The following is a 17667-nucleotide window of genomic DNA, read 5'->3' as shown; positions in this document are numbered from 1 at the left end:
TGAGAATGCCTGGTCGGACTCGGCGCGGCGTCCCCTCCTGTGCGAGGGGATTTTTCGTTTCCGTAGACGTGTGTCCGTAGACGTGGGCGCCGGCAGATGACGATCGATGGAGCTTTGAGGATCATGAGCGAGACGAATTCCGCGGCCGAGGTGGCCGCGCCGCACCGCTACACGGCAGCGATGGCCGCCGACATCGAGGCACGCTGGCAGGACTTCTGGGACGCCGAGGGGACGTACGAGGCGCCCAACCCGACCGGTGACCTGGCGGACGATCCGGAGCTGGCCGCCAAGCCGAAGAAGTTCATCATGGACATGTTCCCGTACCCCTCGGGGTCCGGCCTGCATGTCGGTCACCCGCTGGGCTACATCGCCACCGACGTCTACGCCCGCCACCAGCGGATGACGGGGCACAATGTCCTGCACACCCTGGGCTTCGACGCCTTCGGCCTGCCGGCCGAGCAATACGCCGTGCAGACGGGCACACACCCGCGGGCCTCCACCGAGGCCAACATGGAGAACATGAAGGTCCAGCTGCGCCGGCTGGGCCTGGGCCACGACAAGCGCCGCTCTTTCGCGACGATCGACTCGGACTACTACAAGTGGACCCAGTGGATCTTCCTGCAGATCTTCAACTCCTGGTACGACACCGAGGCCGACCGGGCCCGTCCGATCGCCGAACTGGTCGCGCAGTTCGAGAGCGGTGAGCGCCCCGTCCCCGGCGGCGGTCAGTGGGGCGCGCTGAGCGCCGCCGAGCGCGCCGACATCCTGGGGCAGTACCGCCTGGCGTACGCCTCGGACGCCCCCGTCAACTGGTCGCCCGGGCTGGGCACCGTGCTGGCCAACGAGGAGGTGACGGCCGACGGCCGCTCCGAGCGCGGTAACTTCCCCGTCTTCAAGGCCAAGCTGCGTCAGTGGAACATGCGCATCACGGCGTACGCGGACCGCCTGCTGAACGACCTGGACGGCCTGGACTGGCCCGAGGCCATCAAGCTGCAGCAGCGCAACTGGATCGGCCGTTCCGAGGGTGCGCGCGTCGACTTCCCCGTCGACGGGGCCGGGGACATCACCGTCTTCACCACCCGCCAGGACACGCTGTTCGGCGCGACCTACATGGTGCTGGCGCCCGAGCACGAGCTGGTCGAGCGGATCATCCCCGCCGCCTGGCCCGAGGGCACCCATCCCGTGTGGACCGGCGGCCACGCGAACCCGGCCGAGGCCGTCACCGCGTACCGCAAGCAGGCCGCGGCCAAGTCCGATGTGGAACGGCAGGCGGAGGCCAAGGACAAGACCGGTGTCTTCACCGGCGCCTACGCGACCAACCCGGTCAGCGGCGAGAAGGTTCCCGTCTTCATCGCCGACTACGTCCTGATGGGTTACGGCACCGGCGCGATCATGGCCGTACCGGCGCACGACGCGCGCGACTTCGCTTTCGCGCGCGCCTTCGAACTGCCGATGCGCTGCGTCGTCGAGCCGGCTGACGACCGCGGCCTGGACCCCTCGACCTGGGATGACGCCTTCGGCTCGTACGACGCGAAGCTGGTCAACTCCGCCAACGAGGAGATCTCGCTGGACGGCCTGGGCGTCGTCGACGCCAAGGCGAAGATCACCGAGTGGCTGCAGGCGCGCGGCGTCGGCGAGGGCACCGTCAACTTCCGGCTGCGTGACTGGCTGTTCAGCCGCCAGCGCTACTGGGGGGAGCCCTTCCCGATCGTGTACGACGAGGAGGGCATCGCCCACCCGCTGCCCGAGTCGATGCTGCCGCTGGAACTGCCCGAGGTCGACGACTACTCGCCGCGCACCTTCGACCCGGAGGACGCCGACACCCAGCCCGAGACCCCGCTGTCCCGGAACGCCGACTGGGTCAACGTCACCCTGGACCTGGGCGACGGCGCCGGCCCGCGAAAGTACCGCCGCGAGACCAACACCATGCCGAACTGGGCGGGTTCCTGCTGGTACGAGCTGCGCTACCTGGACCCGCACAACGACCAGCGGCTCGTCGACCCGGCGATCGAGCAGTACTGGATGGGGCCGCGCGAGGGCCAGCCGACCGGTGGCGTCGACCTGTACGTCGGTGGTGCCGAGCACGCCGTGCTGCACCTGCTGTACGCGCGCTTCTGGTCGAAGGTGCTCCACGACCTGGGGCACATCTCGTCCGTCGAGCCGTTCCACAAGCTGTACAACCAGGGCATGATCCAGGCCTTCGTCTACCGGGACAGCCGCGGTATCGCGGTGCCGGCGGCCGAGGTCGAGGAGCGCGACGGGGCGTTCTACCACGGCGGCGAGAAGGTCAGCCGCGTCCTGGGGAAGATGGGCAAGTCCCTGAAGAACGCCGTGACGCCGGACGAGATCTGCGGCGAGTACGGAGCGGACACCCTGCGGCTGTACGAGATGGCGATGGGCCCGCTGGACGTCTCGCGTCCGTGGGACACCAGGGCCGTCGTCGGCCAGTACCGGCTGCTGCAGCGGCTGTGGCGCAACGTCGTCGACGAGGAGACCGGTGAGGTCACCGTCGTGGACACGGAGCCCGGCGAGGACACGCTGAGGGCGCTGCACAAGGCCATCGACGGTGTCGGCCAGGACATGGCGGGGATGCGGTTCAACACCGCCATCGCCAAGGTCACCGAGCTGAACAACCACCTGACGAAGGCGGGCGGGCCGCTGTCGCGGTCGGTCGCCGAGCGGCTGGTGCTGCTGATCGCTCCGCTGGCGCCGCACGTGGCGGAGGAGCTGTGGCGCCGGCTGGGTCACACCGAGTCCGTCGTGCACCAGGACTTCCCGGTCGCGGACCCGGCGTACGTCGTGGACGAGACCGTGACCTGCGTCGTTCAGGTCAAGGGCAAGGTCAGGGCGCGCCTGGAGATCTCCCCGTCGATCTCGGACGAGGAACTGGAAGCGCTGGCCCTGGCCGACGAGAACGTCGTCGCCGCGCTGGGCGGGGCCGGGATCCGCAAGGTGATCGTGCGGGCGCCGAAGCTGGTCAACATCGTCCCCGCGTAACGGCGCGGGCGGCCCGGCGGTCCTCGCGGGCGTGCCAGGGCTTTCCCCTACGGGCAGGTTGGGGGTTCCGGTGGAACCCTCGGCCTGCCCGTTCCGTTTACGGTAGAAGGGGCGACCGCACGCGGCTGCCGACCGACAACCCGAGGGGCGTTCATGGAAGCCGTGATCCTGATCCTGACGCTGCTGTTCGTGGCGTTCATGGCGCTCGGGGTGTACGCCGGTGTGAAGACGGTGCGCGCCGCCAAACGCGGTGTGGACCGGACGATCACGCAGGCGCGCCGTTCCGTCGAGGACACCGCCCTGCGGGCCAAGAGCTACGGTCAGCCGGGCGTGCCGGGGGAACTCGCGCAGCTGAGGCTCACGCTGCGTACGTCGATGCGGGCGACCCAAGAGGCGCTGAACGCCGGGGCGGCGGAGGACGCCTCCCTGGCGGAGTCGATCGGGCTCTTCCAGCGCCTGAGCGCGCACGGACGCGAGCTCGACAACGAGCTCAAGCGGTTGGAGCGCGAGCCTGACCGGGCGACCGTGGCCACGCTGCTGCCGGGGCTGAAGGAGCGCACGGAGCGCATCACGCACTCGGCGGAATCGCTGCGCTGGGCGGCGCGTGACCGGGCCCGGCAGTTCGCCGACGACGACCTGGCCGCACTCAACGCGCAGATCGACCTGGAGTCCGGTGCCCTGCGGCACTGGACGACCGAGGAGCCGGCTGCACAGGCCGATACGGCCGGGCACAGCTGGAGCGGGCCCGCCGACGAGGAGACGCCGCCCTCGCTCACCCCTCCGGACCCGCGGCTGCGCACGGGCTACCCGTGGCAGAAGTCGGCCAGGCCGGAGACCACGAACTGACGGGCGTCGGCGGCGGAATCGGGGACGCGCACGGGCGCGTCCTGAACGCCTCCGAAGAGGTTCGGGGCACGTCAACTACGGCTCCGGGACCGACCTGAAATGATCAGCAGGCCGGTCCCGGGCTGCCGTGCCCCCGCCCCGGAAGGTAACCTCCGGCTCATGTCCCGCCATGTCGCGATCGTCACCGATTCAACGGCCTACCTGCCGCCCCAGACGATGGAGCGGCACGGCATCACCGCGGTGCCGCTGACCGTCGTCCTGGGTGATCAGGCCCTGGAGGAGGGCACGGAGATCTCGGCCCGGTCGCTGGCACTGGCCCTGCAGAAGCGCAGCTCCGTGACCACCTCACGGCCCAGTCCGGAAGTCTTCTCGGCCGCGTACCGAGCCGCGGCCGAGGCGGGGGCCACCGGCATCGTCTCCCTCCATCTGTCGGCCGAGTTCTCCGGCACGTACGACGCCGCCGTGGTCGCCGCGAAGGACGCGCCCGTGCCGGTGCGCGTGGTCGACACCGGCATGGTCGCCATGGCCCTGGGATTCTGCGCGCTCACCGCGGCCGAGACCGCCGAGTCGGGCGGTGGGCTGGACGAGGCGGTGGCCGCGGCAGAGAAGCGGGCGGCGGGCACGTCGGCGTTCTTCTACGTCGACACGCTGGACTACCTGCGCAGGGGCGGGCGCATCGGTGCGGCCCAGGCGCTGCTGGGATCGGCCCTGGCCGTCAAGCCGCTCCTTCAACTCGACGGCGGGCGCATCGAGATGCTGGAGAAGGTGCGGACGGCATCCAAGGCGATCGCACGGCTGGAGGAGATCGTCGCCGCGCGGGCCGGAACGGGGGCTGTGGACATCGCCGTCCATCATCTGGCCGCTCCGGACGGGGCCGAGCGGCTGGCGGAGCGGCTGCGGGGCAGGGTGCCCGGACTCGTGGACCTGCATGTGAGCGAAGTGGGCGCGGTGATCGGGGCGCACACCGGGCCGGGGCTGCTGGGAGCCGTGGTCGCACCGCGCTGAACGTCACTCCGGCGGGTGATGCGGTTATCCACAACTGGCGAGTTATCCACCGTAAGTGGGGCAGCTCGGCAGATTTTCACGGAAGTGTCTAGCGTCGTGAGGCATGACACTCCGTTCACTTCTCGCAGCTGACCGTGCCACAGACCGGCTGAGCCAGGCCGGCGCCGCTACGCCCGCACACCGGCCCGCGGATCTGCCCGCGCACGCGGCCATGGACCCGCCCACGCACGGTGCCGCACGCCGTGTGCCCCACGGGCCCGGCCCGGCGGGGCGTGCCCGGCACAGGTCCGGTGTCCGCCCCGGCGGAGCGGCGGGCAGCTCGCCCGGCGCCGCGTCCGGCGGGCGGCACGGGCGCCGACGGCCCACTCTGCGCGGGTCGGACGCCGAGATCGCGGCAGCTTCCCGGCTCCGCGCGGACGCGCTCATGACCGCCGACCGGTCTGCGCCCGCGCCCGGGCCGGCGTCCGGGCCTCCTGGGCCTGCGTCCGGACCCTGGGCTGCTGGGCCTGCGTCTACTTCCGCCACGGAGGCGGCAGCGGGCACGGCTACCGCGTTGCCCGGCGGGCCCGGTCGTGCCCGCGTCGCACCTTCCTGGGCAGTGGCCACGCCACCGCGCCCGGCATCCGACGCGAGTTCGGGGACAGGCCCGTCAGCCCCGCCGGGTCCGCTGCGACGCGCAGTGCCCGACGACTCCGGCGTGCGGAGGCCGTGGTGGCGAGAAGCCGGGCCCGCTCTGCGGGATCGCTTACCCCTGTGGGTGCAGCTGCGATGCGGCCTGGAGCCACGCCCGCTCGCCGCCCTCGCCGTCGTCCTGGTCGGGGCCGCGGTATTCGCGGCGGCCCACTTCTGGTCGGCCCGTCCCGAGCCCGTACGCGCGCCCGACCGTGTCGCGGAGGCCGCCGCGGTCCAGGACGGCGGGCCGGGGGCCCCGAAGGCTCTGCCGAGCCTCACGCCCGGTCCGGACGCGGGAGCGAGGACGGGCACCGCGCCCGGCGGGCAGATCGTCGTCGACGTGAGCGGCAAGGTGCGCCGGCCGGGGATCCAGTATCTGCCGGCCGGCTCCCGCGTCGCGGACGCCCTGCGCGCCGCGGGAGGTGTCCGCGCGGGTACCGACGTCTCCGCACTCAACCGGGCGCGTGTCCTGACGGACGGTGAGCAGGTAGCGGTGGGCCTGCCCGCCGCCCCACCACCGGCGGGCGGCACGGGGGCGGGCGGCGGCGCACCGGGACAACCCGGGCCGGCTGCGCCGGTGAGCCTCGGCACGGCCACCGTCGAGCAGCTCGAAACCTTGCCGGGCGTCGGGCCGGTGCTCGCCCAGCACATCGTCGACTACCGCACCGAGCACGGGGGTTACCGCTCCGTCGACGAACTCCGCGAGGTCAACGGCATCGGGGACCGCCGGTTCGCGGATATCCGGCCGCTGGTCAGGCCATGACCGGTCCTGACGTCCACGCGGACTCGGGCGGCCGACTGGGCGCTGCCGACCCGCACCAGGAGGCTCCGGCCGATCTGCGGCTGGTCCCTCCGGCCCTGGCGGCCTGGGCGGCCTCCGTCCTGGCACTGGGTGAGCCGGGCCGGTGGGTGGCGGTCGGGGCGGTCCTCTGCGGGTGCGCGGGGCTCGGCCTCATCGCCGTACCCCGGATCGTGCCACGAGCAGAACCCCGGATCGTGCCGCGAGCAGAGCCCCGCGGCGTCGTGGCGGCGGCGGATCCGGCGGGCCCGGCGGATACGGCGGCTGCGGGCTCAGGGCCGGCGCGGGCGCCCCGGCGTGCCGGGACGCGAACCACGGCCGCCGCCGGGGTGCTGCTCTGCGCCGCGGCCGGCGCGGCTGCGGCCGGGCTCCACGGCGCGGATTCCCGTAGTGGCCCCGTCCCCGGACTGGCGGAGTCGTACGCGCGCGTCGTGGCGGAGGTGACCGTCACCTCCGACCCCCGCCGGACCCGGCCGCGTGTGCAGGGGGATCACAGCACGCCCGTCTCCCTCCTTCTGGACGCCGAGATCGACCGGCTGACCGCCCCCGACGGCACGGTCACCAGGCTCAGCACTCCCGTTCTCGTCATGGTCGCCCCGGGTGACGCGGCGGGGCGGTGGCAGCGGCTGCTGCCCTCGACAGGTCTCCGCATCAGCGGTCGGCTCGCACCACCGCGTCACGAGGGGGAGCGCATGGCGGCCGTGCTGGGCGCCGACGCGGACGACCCGCCGCAGGTCACCACGGAGCCCACCCTCCTCCAACGCGCGGCAGGGCGGCTGCGGTCCGGCCTGCGTGAAGCCACCGACGGGCTCGACGCCGATGCGCGAGCTCTCCTGCCGGGGCTGGTGGTCGGTGACACCTCACGGGTCCCGCCCGACCTGCACGACGCCTTCAAGGCCACCGACCTCACGCATCTGCTCGCCGTCTCCGGCGCCAACCTGTCGATCCTGCTCTTCCTCCTCATCGGTCCGCCGGGAACGGCGTCGCGCAGCGAACGCCGCGGGCTGGCACCCCGACTGGGCATCTCCCTGCGCATGACCGCCCTGACGGGTGGCGGCATCGCGCTGGCTTTCGTGATCGTCTGCCGCCCCGAGCCGAGCGTCCTGCGGGCGGCCGCCTGCGGCCTGATCACGCTGCTCGCCATCGGGACGGGCCGGCGCAGATCGCTGATTCCCGCACTGGCCGCGGCCGTGCTGCTGCTGGTGCTGTACGACCCGTGGCTGGCCCGTAGTTACGGGTTCCTGCTGTCCGTGCTGGCCACCGGGGCGCTTCTCACCCTCGCGCCCAGGTGGAGCGGCGCTCTTCAGCGGCGCGGGGTCCCGGCACGGATCGCGGAGGTGCTGGCCGCCGCGGGAGCCGCTCAGGCGGTCTGCGCACCCGTGGTCGTGGTCCTCGCGTCCAGGGTCAGCCTGGTGGCGATTCCCTGCAATCTGCTGGCCGAATTCGCGGTGGCGCCCGCGACGGTCCTGGGGTTCGCCGCCCTCGCCGTGGCCCCCGCGTCCATGCCGGCCGCCGAGGTGCTTGCCGGGATCGCCGGCTGGCCGGTCGGGTGGATCGCGTCCGTGGCCCGCACCGGCGCCGCACTTCCCGGGGCGGAGGCCGACTGGCCGGGCGGCTGGCGCGGCGCGGCCCTCCTGGCGGTCCTCACGGCCCTGCTGGTGCTGTCGGCCCGCCGCCTGGCCCGCCACCCCTGGGTCTGCTCCGCCGCCGCGCTCCTTCTGGTGCTCGTGGTGCTGAGGCCGGTACCGCTCACCCGGATCGTGACGGGATGGCCGCCGCCGGGCTGGGCCTTCGCGCTCTGTGACGTGGGACAGGGAGACGCCATGGTGCTCGCCGCCGGGGACGGCACGGGAGTGGTCGTGGACACCGGTCCCGAACCCCGCCTCGTGGACCGGTGCCTGCGCGACCTCGGCATCACCCGTGTGCCGCTTCTGCTGCTGACCCACTTCCACGCCGACCATGTGCGCGGCCTCCCCGGCGTGCTGAGGGGCCGCGAGGTCGGCGCGATCGAGACCACGAGTCTCGACGAACCGCCGGAGCAGGCGGCCTTCGTGGAGAGAACGGCCTCGGCGGCGCGTGTTCCGATGGTCCGGGCGGTTGCGGGGGAGCGGCGCCGGACGGGGCCCCTCGACTGGCAGGTGCTCTGGCCCGGCGCGCCGGGTGCGGCAGCGGCCTACGTGACCGAGGAGCCGAACGATTCCAGCGTCACGCTGCTCGTCCGGTCCGGCGGGCTGACCCTGTTGCTCCTCGGTGACCTGGAACCCCCGGCGCAGCAAGGGGTGTTGCGCAGCCATCCGGTGCTGCCCCGGGTGGATGTGCTGAAGGTCGCGCACCACGGCTCCGCCCACCAGGACGCCGCGCTCCTGCGCAGCGCACGCCCGAGGTTCGCGCTGATCAGCTGCGGCAGGGACAACCCGTACGGTCACCCGGCGGCCCGTACGGTCGAAGCGCTCGAGGCGGCGGGAGCGAAGGTCCTGCGCACCGACGTCCACGGTGCGATCGCGGTGACGGGTTCCGGCGCGGGGCTGCGTGCGGCAGGCCGGTCATGAAGGCGAGTCGCCTGCGCCGGCTGTCAGACCAGCCAGGTGCCGTCGAGCATCAGATCGCGCCCGGCCTGCTCGTTCGCCTCGCGCCACGCCCTGACGGTGGCCGGAGTGATGCGCAGATACACCCAGGCGGGGCGTCCGCGCAGGTCCCAGTGGAACTTCCCGGCGAAGGCGTCCCCCGACTCGGTGGGAAGGTCCGCCCCCTCCACGATCTCCGCCGTTCCCTCGATCAGCACGACATCGCGGGTGTGTCCGAGAGCGAGCCTGACCGGCCCGGACGGAGTCACGTTCACCGCCGTCGGATTGGTGCGCCGGGTGGCCAGCAGCAGCGTGCCCCGGTCCCATACGAACCACAACGGCACCAGACACGGCACACCGTCGGCGGAGGCCGTCGCCACCCAGACGTCTTCGTCCTTCTCCAGGCGGTCGAGTGCGTCCTGCTTGCGCTGTTCCGGGCCGCGCGCCGGCTCTCGCTCCGTCATGGCCGACACGCTAGCCACCGGCAGGGCGAGCCACATCCGTCGGCGGTCCTAGGCCGACGGGCCCATGGCGTCGTCCGGCGCACCGCGACAGACTTCAGGGATGAACGAGGAAACGCAGCGGCAGGCCCACGCGCCCGCCGCCGCCCGGGTGGACGCCTACCTGGAACGCATCGGTGCGACCCGCCCCGCGCGTGCCGACGCCGCCGCACTGCGCGAGCTGCAGCTCCGCCACCTGATGACCGTGCCTTTCGAGAACCTCTCGATCCATCTCGGCCAGGACATCGTGCTGGAGGAGGAGAAGCTCGTCGACAAGATCGTCACGGACCGCCGGGGCGGTTTCTGTTACGAGCTCAACGGCGCCTTCGCCGCACTGCTCCGAGAGCTGGGCTTCCGCGTCACCCTGCTCCAGGCACGGGTGTTCGGCGACGGCGGACGCCTCGGTATCCCGTACGACCACGTCGCGCTGCGCGTCGGGACCGACGACGGTACGGGCCCGTGGCTCGCCGATGTCGGGTTCGGCGACCACGCCCTGCACCCGCTCGAACTGGAGGCCCGCACCGAGCAGGACGATCCCTGCGGCAGGTTCCGGCTCCGGGAGGCGCCGCAGGGAGACCTCGATCTGCTGCGCGACGGTTCGCGCCAGTTCCGCCTGGATCTGCGGCCGCGGGTGCTGTCGGACTTCCGGGCCGGGTCCTGGTACCACCGCACTTCGCCGGATTCCCACTTCGCACGGTCCCTCATCTGCTCCCGGCGCACCGCGGACGGCAGGGTGACGCTCCGCGGGCGCACCTTGATCACGACCGTGCGTGGCGAACGGCACGAGACGGAGCTGAAGGACGACGCCGAGGTACTCGCCGCCTACCGCGACCACTTCGGTCTGGCGCTCACCCGCCCGCCCACGGTGCGCCCCCGGGGCTGACCGTGCCCACGCCGGGACCCCGGGCAATACGGACCTCAGGTACTACCTGCGTACAGCGACGCACAGCTGGGTACAGCTCGGCACAACCTTCTCTGAGCTGCTGCGTTTGCCTCGAACGTCGCAACGGTGATCGAATGCGTATTCGTCGGCGGGCTGCTGCTCCGACAACGACGTCCGGCTGTCAGGGGCAGGTGAGAACCGCCCCTGGGGAGTGCGTGCACATGTTCGGCCGTTGGCTAGGCAGCAGAGCGAAGTCCGGCACCCCGCAGAGCAACGCCCTCGCCGGGCTCCCGGTGCCGCAGAACGCCGGAATGCTGAGCTGCCGCGTGCTGGACCCTGTCTCCGAGCCCGTACGGCAGGCCGAGTTCGTGGTGACCGACAGCGCGGGGCGCAAGGTCGTCGGCGGAGAGACGGACCCTTCGGGAACGTCGTCGCCACCCTCGCGGTCGGCGACTACCGCCTCGGTGTCACGGCTGAGGGCTTCACTCCGTTCCACGGTTCGGCCACCGTTGCCCAGGGCGGCCACGTGAGCCTCGGCGACGTCTCCCTCCAAGTGGCCCAGCCCCCGCAGCTCCCCGACCCGGGTGACTGGGAGATCGAGCCGTCGCACACCCAGATCGGCTTCACGGCACGTCATATCGGCATGGCCCGCATCCACGGCAGGTTCAACACCTTCGCCGGCGCCGTGCGGATCGCCGACCGCATGGAGGACTCCGCCATGCACGTCATCATCGACGCCTCGTCGATCGATACGAACGTCCAGATGCGTGACGACCACCTGCGGTCCGGCGACTTCCGCGATGTCGAGCGCTACCCGACCCTCGAGTTTCTACAGCGAGCGTTTCGTCCACCGCGGCGGCACCCGCTGGGGCGTCACCGGTGCGCTCACCCTGCACGGTGTGAGCCGTACCGTCACGCTGGACACCCAGTACCTCGGTCTGGGCAACGGCCTGGAGGGCGAGACCCGGGCCGCCTGCCGGGCGACCACCGAGCTGCACCGCGAGGACTTCACGCTGACGTGGCAGACGATGCTGGCGCGCGGCATCGCCGTGGTCGGCCCGAGCATCAAGATCGAGATGGACATCCAGATCGTCCCCAAGGGCTGATCCCGCTCTGCTCACCGAGGCCCGGCCGTGCCCCTACGGCGCCTCCAGCCACCCTTCGTACTCCGCGGCGAACGCGTCGAGCGCCGCCGGGTCCAGCCGTGCGGCCGGGTCCTCCACCACCACCAGCCACTGGGCGTCCTCGGCGTCGTCCTCGCCCGCCAGGGCGTCCCGCACGAGCTGCGGCTCCTCGGTGACGCCGAACCGGTCGGACAGCTCCCCCGCGACTTCCTCGGCCGTGTCGCGGTCGGGTAGCACCAGCACATGTCTCACATCGCTCACCCGGTCATTCTCCGGTATGCCCGGGTGGGCGGTGCGCCGGGGCGGCTGCCCCGCGGCCTTGTCACAGGGGCGTGGGATGCTGGACCGCGATGGCCACCAGACGTAGTTCCACCGACGATCCGCTCGCCCCCGTCACGCTCGCCGTGGGCCAGGAAGACCTGCTCCTGGACCGTGCCGTGCAGCATGTGGTGGCCGCGGCGCGCGCCTCCGACGCCGACACGGACGTCCGCGACCTCACCCCGGACCAGCTGCAGCCCGGCACGCTCGCCGAGCTCACCAGCCCCTCGCTCTTCGCCGAGCGCAAGGTGGTGATCGTGCGCAACGCGCAGGATCTCTCCGCCGACACCGTCAAGGACGTCAAGGCGTACCTGGGTGCCCCCGCCGAGGAGATCACCCTCGTCCTCCTGCACGCGGGCGGGGCCAAGGGCAAGAGCCTGCTGGACGCGGTGCGGAAGGCGGGGGCGCGTGAGGTGGCCTGCCCCAAGACCACCAAGCCCGCCGAGCGGCTGTCCTTCGTGCGGTCGGAGTTCCGGGCGCTCGGGCGCTCCGCGACCCCGGAGGCCTGCCAGGCGCTGGTGGACTCCATCGGCAGCGACCTGCGGGAGCTGGCGAGCGCCGTTTCGCAGCTGGCCGCGGACGTCGAGGGCACCATCGACGAAGCGGTCGTCGGCCGCTACTACACGGGCCGCGCCGAGGCCTCCTCCTTCACGGTCGCCGACCGCGCGGTCGAGGGCCGGGCCGCGGAGGCGCTGGAGGCGCTGCGCTGGTCGCTGTCGACCGGCGTCGCCCCCGTCCTGATCACCAGCGCCCTCGCGCAGGGCGTCCGGGCGATCGGCAAGCTCTCCTCCGCCCGGGGCGGCCGGCCCGCGGACCTGGCCCGCGAGCTCGGCATGCCGCCCTGGAAGATCGACCGGGTCCGCCAGCAGATGCGCGGATGGACCCCGGACGGAGTGGCAGCGGCGCTGATCGCGGTCGCCGCGGCCGACGCCGGTGTGAAGGGCGGCGGGGACGATCCCGAGTACGCCCTGGAGAAGGCCGTGGTCGCGGTAGCCCGCGCGGCACGCTCCGGCGGCCGCTGAACGCCGCCCGACAACCCCCGCCGTCCAGCCCGGCCCGGGACAGCCCGGCCCCAGCACAGCCCGCCCCGCCCCGCAGCCTTTTCCGCCCGCGAGAGGCACGCGCGAAGGCCCCGGCCGGCGTCCTGGGGAGGACGCGGCCGGGGCCTTCGGTTCACGCTTGGTGCGCCGCACCCGCGTGGCGAACGCAGGTTCGGTGTGCGGCGCGGGTGCCGGTCAGGAGCGGGAGAGAGGGCCCGCTGAGTCCGTTCCGGCGATCACATCAGTAGCTCAGCCCTGGAGGGCGGCAACCTTGAGAGCCAGCGCCGACTTCTTGTTGGCGGCGGCGTTCTTGTGGATGACACCCTTCGAGACAGCCTTGTCGAGCTGGCGGGAGGCGTCGCGGACGGCCACAGTGGCCTTCTCGACGTCACCGGCAGCGGCAGCCTCACGGGCCTTGCGGATCGAGGTCTTGAGCGAGGACTTGACGGCCTTGTTGCGCAGGCGCGCCTTCTCGTTCGTCTTGTTCCGCTTGATCTGGGACTTGATGTTCGCCACGAAAGAGCCTTTTCAGGTTCGTTGGATCTTCTATGTGCGCCACGCCGCTTCTGAGGGCCACGAGGCACAGCTGCCCACGGTAGCAGTCACCCTCGGACCGGCCCAAACCGGTCCCGGCCCCGTGGGCGTGGGACCATGGAGGCTACGTATCGATCCGTCCGACCCGACATCGACCCGAGACACGGCGTCCGGCGTCTCAAGAATCAGGACCCTGCGTGCCCGCGACTCCTACCAACGTGCCCGAGCCGAGCCGTACCGACCCGGCGCTGATCCGCAACTTCTGCATCATCGCGCACATCGACCACGGCAAGTCGACCCTTGCCGACCGGATGCTCCAGCTGACGGGAGTGGTCGACCAGCGGCAGATGCGCGCCCAGTATCTCGACCGGATGGATATCGAGCGCGAGCGCGGCATCACCATCAAGTCCCAGGCGGTCCGCCTGCCGTGGGCACCCACCGAGGGTGAGGACAAGGGCACGACCCACATCCTCAACATGATCGACACCCCGGGCCACGTGGACTTCACCTACGAGGTCTCCCGCTCGCTGGCCGCGTGCGAGGGCACCGTCCTACTCGTCGACGCGGCGCAGGGCATCGAGGCGCAGACGCTGGCCAACCTCTACCTGGCGATGGAGAACGACCTCACCATCGTCCCGGTGCTCAACAAGATCGACCTGCCCGCCGCGCAGCCCGAGAAGTTCTCCGAGGAGCTGGCCAACCTCATTGGCTGCCAGCCCGAGGACGTGCTCAAGGTCTCCGCGAAGACCGGCATCGGCGTGGACGCGCTGCTCGACCGGGTCGTCAGGGACGTCCCGGCACCGATCGGCCAGGCGGACGCCCCCGCCCGGGCGATGATCTTCGACTCGGTCTACGACGCGTACCGCGGTGTCGTGACCTACGTCAGGGTCGTCGACGGCCAGCTCAACAAGCGCGAGCGCATCCGCATGATGTCGACGGGCGCCACCCACGAGCTGCTGGAGATCGGTGTCTCCTCCCCGGAGATGACCCCGGCCGACGGCATCGGCGTGGGCGAGGTCGGCTACATCATCACCGGTGTGAAGGACGTCCGGCAGTCCAAGGTCGGTGACACCATCACCTCCCTGAACAAGGGGGCGACCGAGGCGCTGGGTGGCTACAAGGACCCCAAGCCGATGGTGTTCTCGGGGCTCTACCCCCTGGACGGGTCCGACTATCCGGACCTGCGCGAGGCCCTGGACAAGCTCCAGCTCAACGACGCCGCCCTGGTGTACGAGCCGGAGACCTCGGCCGCGCTCGGCTTCGGCTTCCGTGTCGGCTTCCTCGGCCTGCTGCACCTCGACGTGATCCGCGAGCGGCTCGAGCGCGAGTTCGGTCTCGAGCTCATCGCCACGGCCCCCAACGTGGTCTACCGCGTCGAGATGGAGGACGGCTCGGAGTACACCGTCACCAACCCGAGCGAGTTCCCCGAGGGCAAGATCGACAAGGTGCACGAGCCGGTCGTCAGGGCCACCGTCCTGGCGCCCAGCGAGTTCATCGGCGCGATCATGGAGCTCTGCCAGAACCGGCGGGGCACCCTGCTCGGCATGGACTACCTCTCCGAGGACCGGGTCGAGATCCGGTACACCCTGCCGCTCGCCGAGATCGTCTTCGACTTCTTCGACCAGCTGAAGTCCAAGACCCGTGGTTACGCCTCGCTGGACTACGAGCCCACCGGTGAGCAGTCCGCCCAGCTCGTCAAGGTGGACATCCTGCTCCACGGCGACAAGGTCGACGCCTTCTCGGCGGTCACACACAAGGACAAGGCGTACGCGTACGGCGTCCGGCTCGTCGCCAAGCTGCAGAAGCTCATCCCCCGGCAGAACTTCGAGGTGCCGATCCAGGCGGCCATCGGCTCCCGGGTCATCGCCCGTGAGACCGTCCGCGCCATCCGCAAGGACGTCCTCGCCAAGTGCTACGGCGGTGACATCTCCCGTAAGCGGAAGCTGCTGGAGAAGCAGAAGGAAGGCAAGAAGCGGATGAAGATGGTCGGCAACGTGGAGGTGCCGCAGGACGCGTTCATCTCCGTCCTGTCGACCGACGAGTCGGCCGGCGAGAGCAAGGGCAAGAAGTAGCACCCGCCCGGCGCCCGCCCCGTTCCCCCGCCCGCCCCGCCCGGGGCCACCCGGGAGTACGTAGTCGGGCGTACCCGGGGGTAGCCCCACGGGCCCCTGTGCCGCGGACGTCCGCGGCACAGGGGCCCGGTTCGTTATCAAGCGGCGGCCTGTTGCCTCTTACGCGACGGTCCGACGCGCTCTAGTCTGATCACCACCCGTTAGTTACTCGCCAGTTAAACAAGCAGGCCGAGCGGGAACGAGAAGCAGGACATACAAGCAGCAGCACCCATAAGCCGGTCGTAGCAATGCCGCAGGCCCGGAGGACGTCGTGAGCGACACACAGACCTTGATCGATAGCCGACCGCCCTCCGTGGCGACTCTCTTCATCGACCGCGTGGCGGCCACCCCGGACGGGGAGGCGTACCGCTATCCGGTGCCCGCCGCCTCCGGTCAGGGACCGGACGACTGGAAGTCGCTCACCTGGGCGCAGGCCGCCGAGCGCGTCCACGCCATCGCGGCCGGTCTGATCGCTCTCGGTGTCCGGCCGGAGGAGCGGGTCGCGCTGGCCTCCTCCACCCGCGTCGAATGGATCCTCGCCGACCTCGGCGTGATGTGCGCGGGTGCCGCGACCACGACGATCTACCCCTCGACGAACACCGAGGAGTCCGCCTTCATCCTGGCCGACTCGGACAGCCGCGTCCTGATCGCCGAGGACGCCGCCCAGCTGGCGAAGGCCCGGGAGAACAGGGCCGGGCTGCCCGAGCTGGCGCATGTCGTCGTCATCGACCCCGCCGGTGCGGAGTCCGTGGAGGGCGACCCCGAGGGCTGGGTGCTCACCCTGGCCGACCTCGAAGCCCGGGGCGCCGAACACCTGGTGAAGAACCCGGACGCGATCACCGACCGGGTCGCCGCGATCACCTCCGACCAGCTGGCGACCCTGATCTACACCTCGGGCACCACCGGCCGCCCCAAGGGCGTACGGCTGCCGCACGACAACTGGTCGTACATGGCCAAGGCGACCGTCGCGACCGGGCTGATCACCGCGGACGACGTCCAGTACCTCTGGCTGCCGCTCGCCCACGTCTTCGGCAAGGTGCTCACCTCCGGCCAGATCGAGGTCGGTCACGTCACGGCCGTCGACGGACGCGTCGACAAGATCATCGAGAACCTCCCGGTGGTCCGGCCGACCTACATGGCGGCGGTCCCGCGCATCTTCGAGAAGGTCTACAACGGGGTCGCGGCCAAGGCCCGGGCCGGCGGCGGCGCCAAGTACAAGATCTTCCAGTGGGCGGCCGGGGTCGCCCGGGAGTACGCCACGGTGTCGCAGGACAACTTCCGGCGCACCGGCAAGGCCTCCGTGCCGTTCGGGCTCGGCGCCAAGCACAAGGTCGCCGACACCCTCGTCTTCGCGAAGATCCGCGAGGCCTTCGGCGGGCGGCTCCGGGCCTGTGTCTCCGGCTCGGCCGCGCTCGCCCCCGACATCGGCCTCTTCTTCTCCGGCGCCGGCATCCACATCCTGGAGGGCTACGGGCTCACCGAGTCCAGCGCCGCCTCCTTCGTCAACCCGGGCGAGGCCTACCGCACCGGGACCGTCGGCAAGCCGCTCCCCGGCACCGAGGTCCGGATCGCGGACGACGGCGAGATCCTGCTCCGGGGCCCCGGCCTCATGGAGGGCTACCACCGGCTGCCCGAGAAGACCGCCGAGGTCCTGGAGTCGGACGGCTGGTTCCACACCGGCGACATCGGCGAGCTCTCGCAGGACGGCTACCTGCGGATCACCGACCGCAAGAAGGACCTGATCAAGACGTCCGGCGGCAAGTACATCGCCCCGGCCGAGGTCGAGGGGCAGTTCAAGGCGGTCTGCCCGTTCGTCTCCAACATCCTGGTGCACGGCGCGGACCGTAACTTCTGCACCGCCCTCATCGCGCTCGACGAGCCGACCATTCTCGGCTGGGCGCAGGAGAACGGGCTGGGCGGCAAGCCGTACGCCGACGTGGTGGCGTCGCCGCAGGCCGTGGAGCTCATCGAGGGCTATGTGCGGCGCCTCAACGAGGGCCTGCAGCGCTGGCAGACGATCAAGAAGTTCCGGCTCCTGCCGCGCGACCTCGACATCGAACACGGTGAACTGACCCCCAGCCTCAAGCTGAAGCGGCCGGTCGTCGAGCGCGAGTACAAGGACCTCATCGAGGACATGTACGCGGGCTCCCGCGAGGCGTAGCGGCCGAGGAGCAGGTCGGAGCCGGGGCCGGGGGGGGGGGGGGCCCCCCCCCCCCCCCGCCCCGGGGGGGGGGGCCCCGGGCCCCACCCGCAACACCGGCGTATTGGGCACCC

12 protein-coding genes and 1 pseudogene are annotated in these 17667 nt (G+C 71.5%); 10 read left to right on the top strand and 3 right to left on the bottom strand.

The features are described 5' to 3' along the window. Positions 1-123: 123 nt before the first annotated feature. The 5 genes from leuS to ACIBCU_RS04485 all read left to right on the top strand — a co-directional run bounded on the left by leuS (position 124) and on the right by ACIBCU_RS04485 (position 8868). Positions 124-2997 (top strand): leucine--tRNA ligase, encoded by a 2874-nt coding sequence (gene leuS, locus ACIBCU_RS04505; RefSeq protein WP_362935837.1) that lies wholly within the window; start codon positions 124-126, stop codon positions 2995-2997. A gap of 153 nt (positions 2998-3150) precedes the next feature. Continuing rightward, positions 3151-3843 (top strand): hypothetical protein, encoded by a 693-nt coding sequence (locus ACIBCU_RS04500; RefSeq protein WP_362935834.1) that lies wholly within the window; start codon positions 3151-3153, stop codon positions 3841-3843. A gap of 159 nt (positions 3844-4002) precedes the next feature. Further along, on the top strand, positions 4003-4848 hold the full coding sequence (locus ACIBCU_RS04495; RefSeq protein ID WP_362935831.1) for a DegV family protein: 846 nt from the start codon (positions 4003-4005) through the stop codon (positions 4846-4848). A gap of 757 nt (positions 4849-5605) precedes the next feature. Next, the gene (locus ACIBCU_RS04490) at positions 5606-6283 is read left to right on the top strand and encodes a helix-hairpin-helix domain-containing protein (RefSeq protein ID WP_399229163.1); all 678 of its coding nucleotides are present in this window, start codon (positions 5606-5608) and stop codon (positions 6281-6283) included. Further along, on the top strand, positions 6280-8868 hold the full coding sequence (locus tag ACIBCU_RS04485) for a ComEC/Rec2 family competence protein (RefSeq protein ID WP_399229161.1): 2589 nt from the start codon (positions 6280-6282) through the stop codon (positions 8866-8868). The genes ACIBCU_RS04490 and ACIBCU_RS04485 overlap by 4 nt, the downstream gene beginning before the upstream one ends. Positions 8869-8891: 23 nt before the next feature. On the opposite strand, the gene ACIBCU_RS04480 is transcribed toward ACIBCU_RS04485, so the two are convergent. Beyond that, the gene (locus tag ACIBCU_RS04480; protein ID WP_399229158.1) at positions 8892-9347 is read right to left on the bottom strand and encodes a pyridoxamine 5'-phosphate oxidase family protein; all 456 of its coding nucleotides are present in this window, start codon (positions 9345-9347) and stop codon (positions 8892-8894) included. Positions 9348-9447: 100 nt separating this feature from the next. Between ACIBCU_RS04480 and ACIBCU_RS04475 the strand changes: the two genes are divergently transcribed. Continuing rightward, complete coding sequence (locus ACIBCU_RS04475; protein WP_399229155.1) at positions 9448-10266, top strand: arylamine N-acetyltransferase; 819 nt, start codon at positions 9448-9450, stop codon at positions 10264-10266. 221 nt (positions 10267-10487) lie between these two features. Next, positions 10488-11372 (top strand): annotated as a pseudogene (locus tag ACIBCU_RS04470) (YceI family protein). Positions 11373-11405: 33 nt separating this feature from the next. On the opposite strand, the gene ACIBCU_RS04465 reads toward ACIBCU_RS04470, so the two are convergent. Further along, positions 11406-11651 (bottom strand): hypothetical protein, encoded by a 246-nt coding sequence (locus ACIBCU_RS04465; RefSeq protein ID WP_362935807.1) that lies wholly within the window; start codon positions 11649-11651, stop codon positions 11406-11408. 89 nt (positions 11652-11740) lie between these two features. On the opposite strand from ACIBCU_RS04465, the gene holA reads away from it, so the two are divergent. Next, entirely contained in the window at positions 11741-12730 is a 990-nt protein-coding gene (gene holA, locus ACIBCU_RS04460; protein ID WP_104785575.1) for a DNA polymerase III subunit delta, read from the top strand. A gap of 267 nt (positions 12731-12997) precedes the next feature. Here the strand turns inward: holA and rpsT are convergent, their stop codons facing one another. Further along, on the bottom strand, positions 12998-13264 hold the full coding sequence (rpsT, locus tag ACIBCU_RS04455) for a 30S ribosomal protein S20 (RefSeq protein WP_014156344.1): 267 nt from the start codon (positions 13262-13264) through the stop codon (positions 12998-13000). Positions 13265-13479: 215 nt separating this feature from the next. On the opposite strand from rpsT, the gene lepA reads away from it, so the two are divergent. Together lepA and ACIBCU_RS04445 are read left to right on the top strand one after the other, a co-directional pair. Continuing rightward, the gene (gene lepA, locus ACIBCU_RS04450) at positions 13480-15354 is read left to right on the top strand and encodes a translation elongation factor 4 (protein WP_362935804.1); all 1875 of its coding nucleotides are present in this window, start codon (positions 13480-13482) and stop codon (positions 15352-15354) included. A gap of 310 nt (positions 15355-15664) precedes the next feature. Then, positions 15665-17554, top strand: a complete 1890-nt coding sequence (locus ACIBCU_RS04445) for an AMP-dependent synthetase/ligase (RefSeq protein ID WP_399229151.1) — start codon at positions 15665-15667, stop codon at positions 17552-17554. Positions 17555-17667 lie beyond the last annotated feature (113 nt).

Origin of the sequence: Streptomyces sp. NPDC051064, from assembly GCF_044455985.1 — a bacterium.
Taxonomy (GTDB): domain Bacteria; phylum Actinomycetota; class Actinomycetes; order Streptomycetales; family Streptomycetaceae; genus Streptomyces.
This window is presented reverse-complemented; position numbering and strand designations above follow the sequence as displayed.

Coding starts and splice junctions, on each gene's coding strand:
- leuS (WP_362935837.1), top strand. CDS start 124: ATGAGCGAGACGAATTCCGCGGCCGAGGTGGCCGCGCCGCACCGCTAC.
- ACIBCU_RS04500 (WP_362935834.1), top strand. CDS start 3,151: ATGGAAGCCGTGATCCTGATCCTGACGCTGCTGTTCGTGGCGTTCATG.
- ACIBCU_RS04495 (WP_362935831.1), top strand. CDS start 4,003: ATGTCCCGCCATGTCGCGATCGTCACCGATTCAACGGCCTACCTGCCG.
- ACIBCU_RS04485 (WP_399229161.1), top strand. CDS start 6,280: ATGACCGGTCCTGACGTCCACGCGGACTCGGGCGGCCGACTGGGCGCT.
- ACIBCU_RS04480 (WP_399229158.1), bottom strand. CDS start 9,347: ATGACGGAGCGAGAGCCGGCGCGCGGCCCGGAACAGCGCAAGCAGGAC.
- ACIBCU_RS04475 (WP_399229155.1), top strand. CDS start 9,448: ATGAACGAGGAAACGCAGCGGCAGGCCCACGCGCCCGCCGCCGCCCGG.
- holA (WP_104785575.1), top strand. CDS start 11,741: ATGGCCACCAGACGTAGTTCCACCGACGATCCGCTCGCCCCCGTCACG.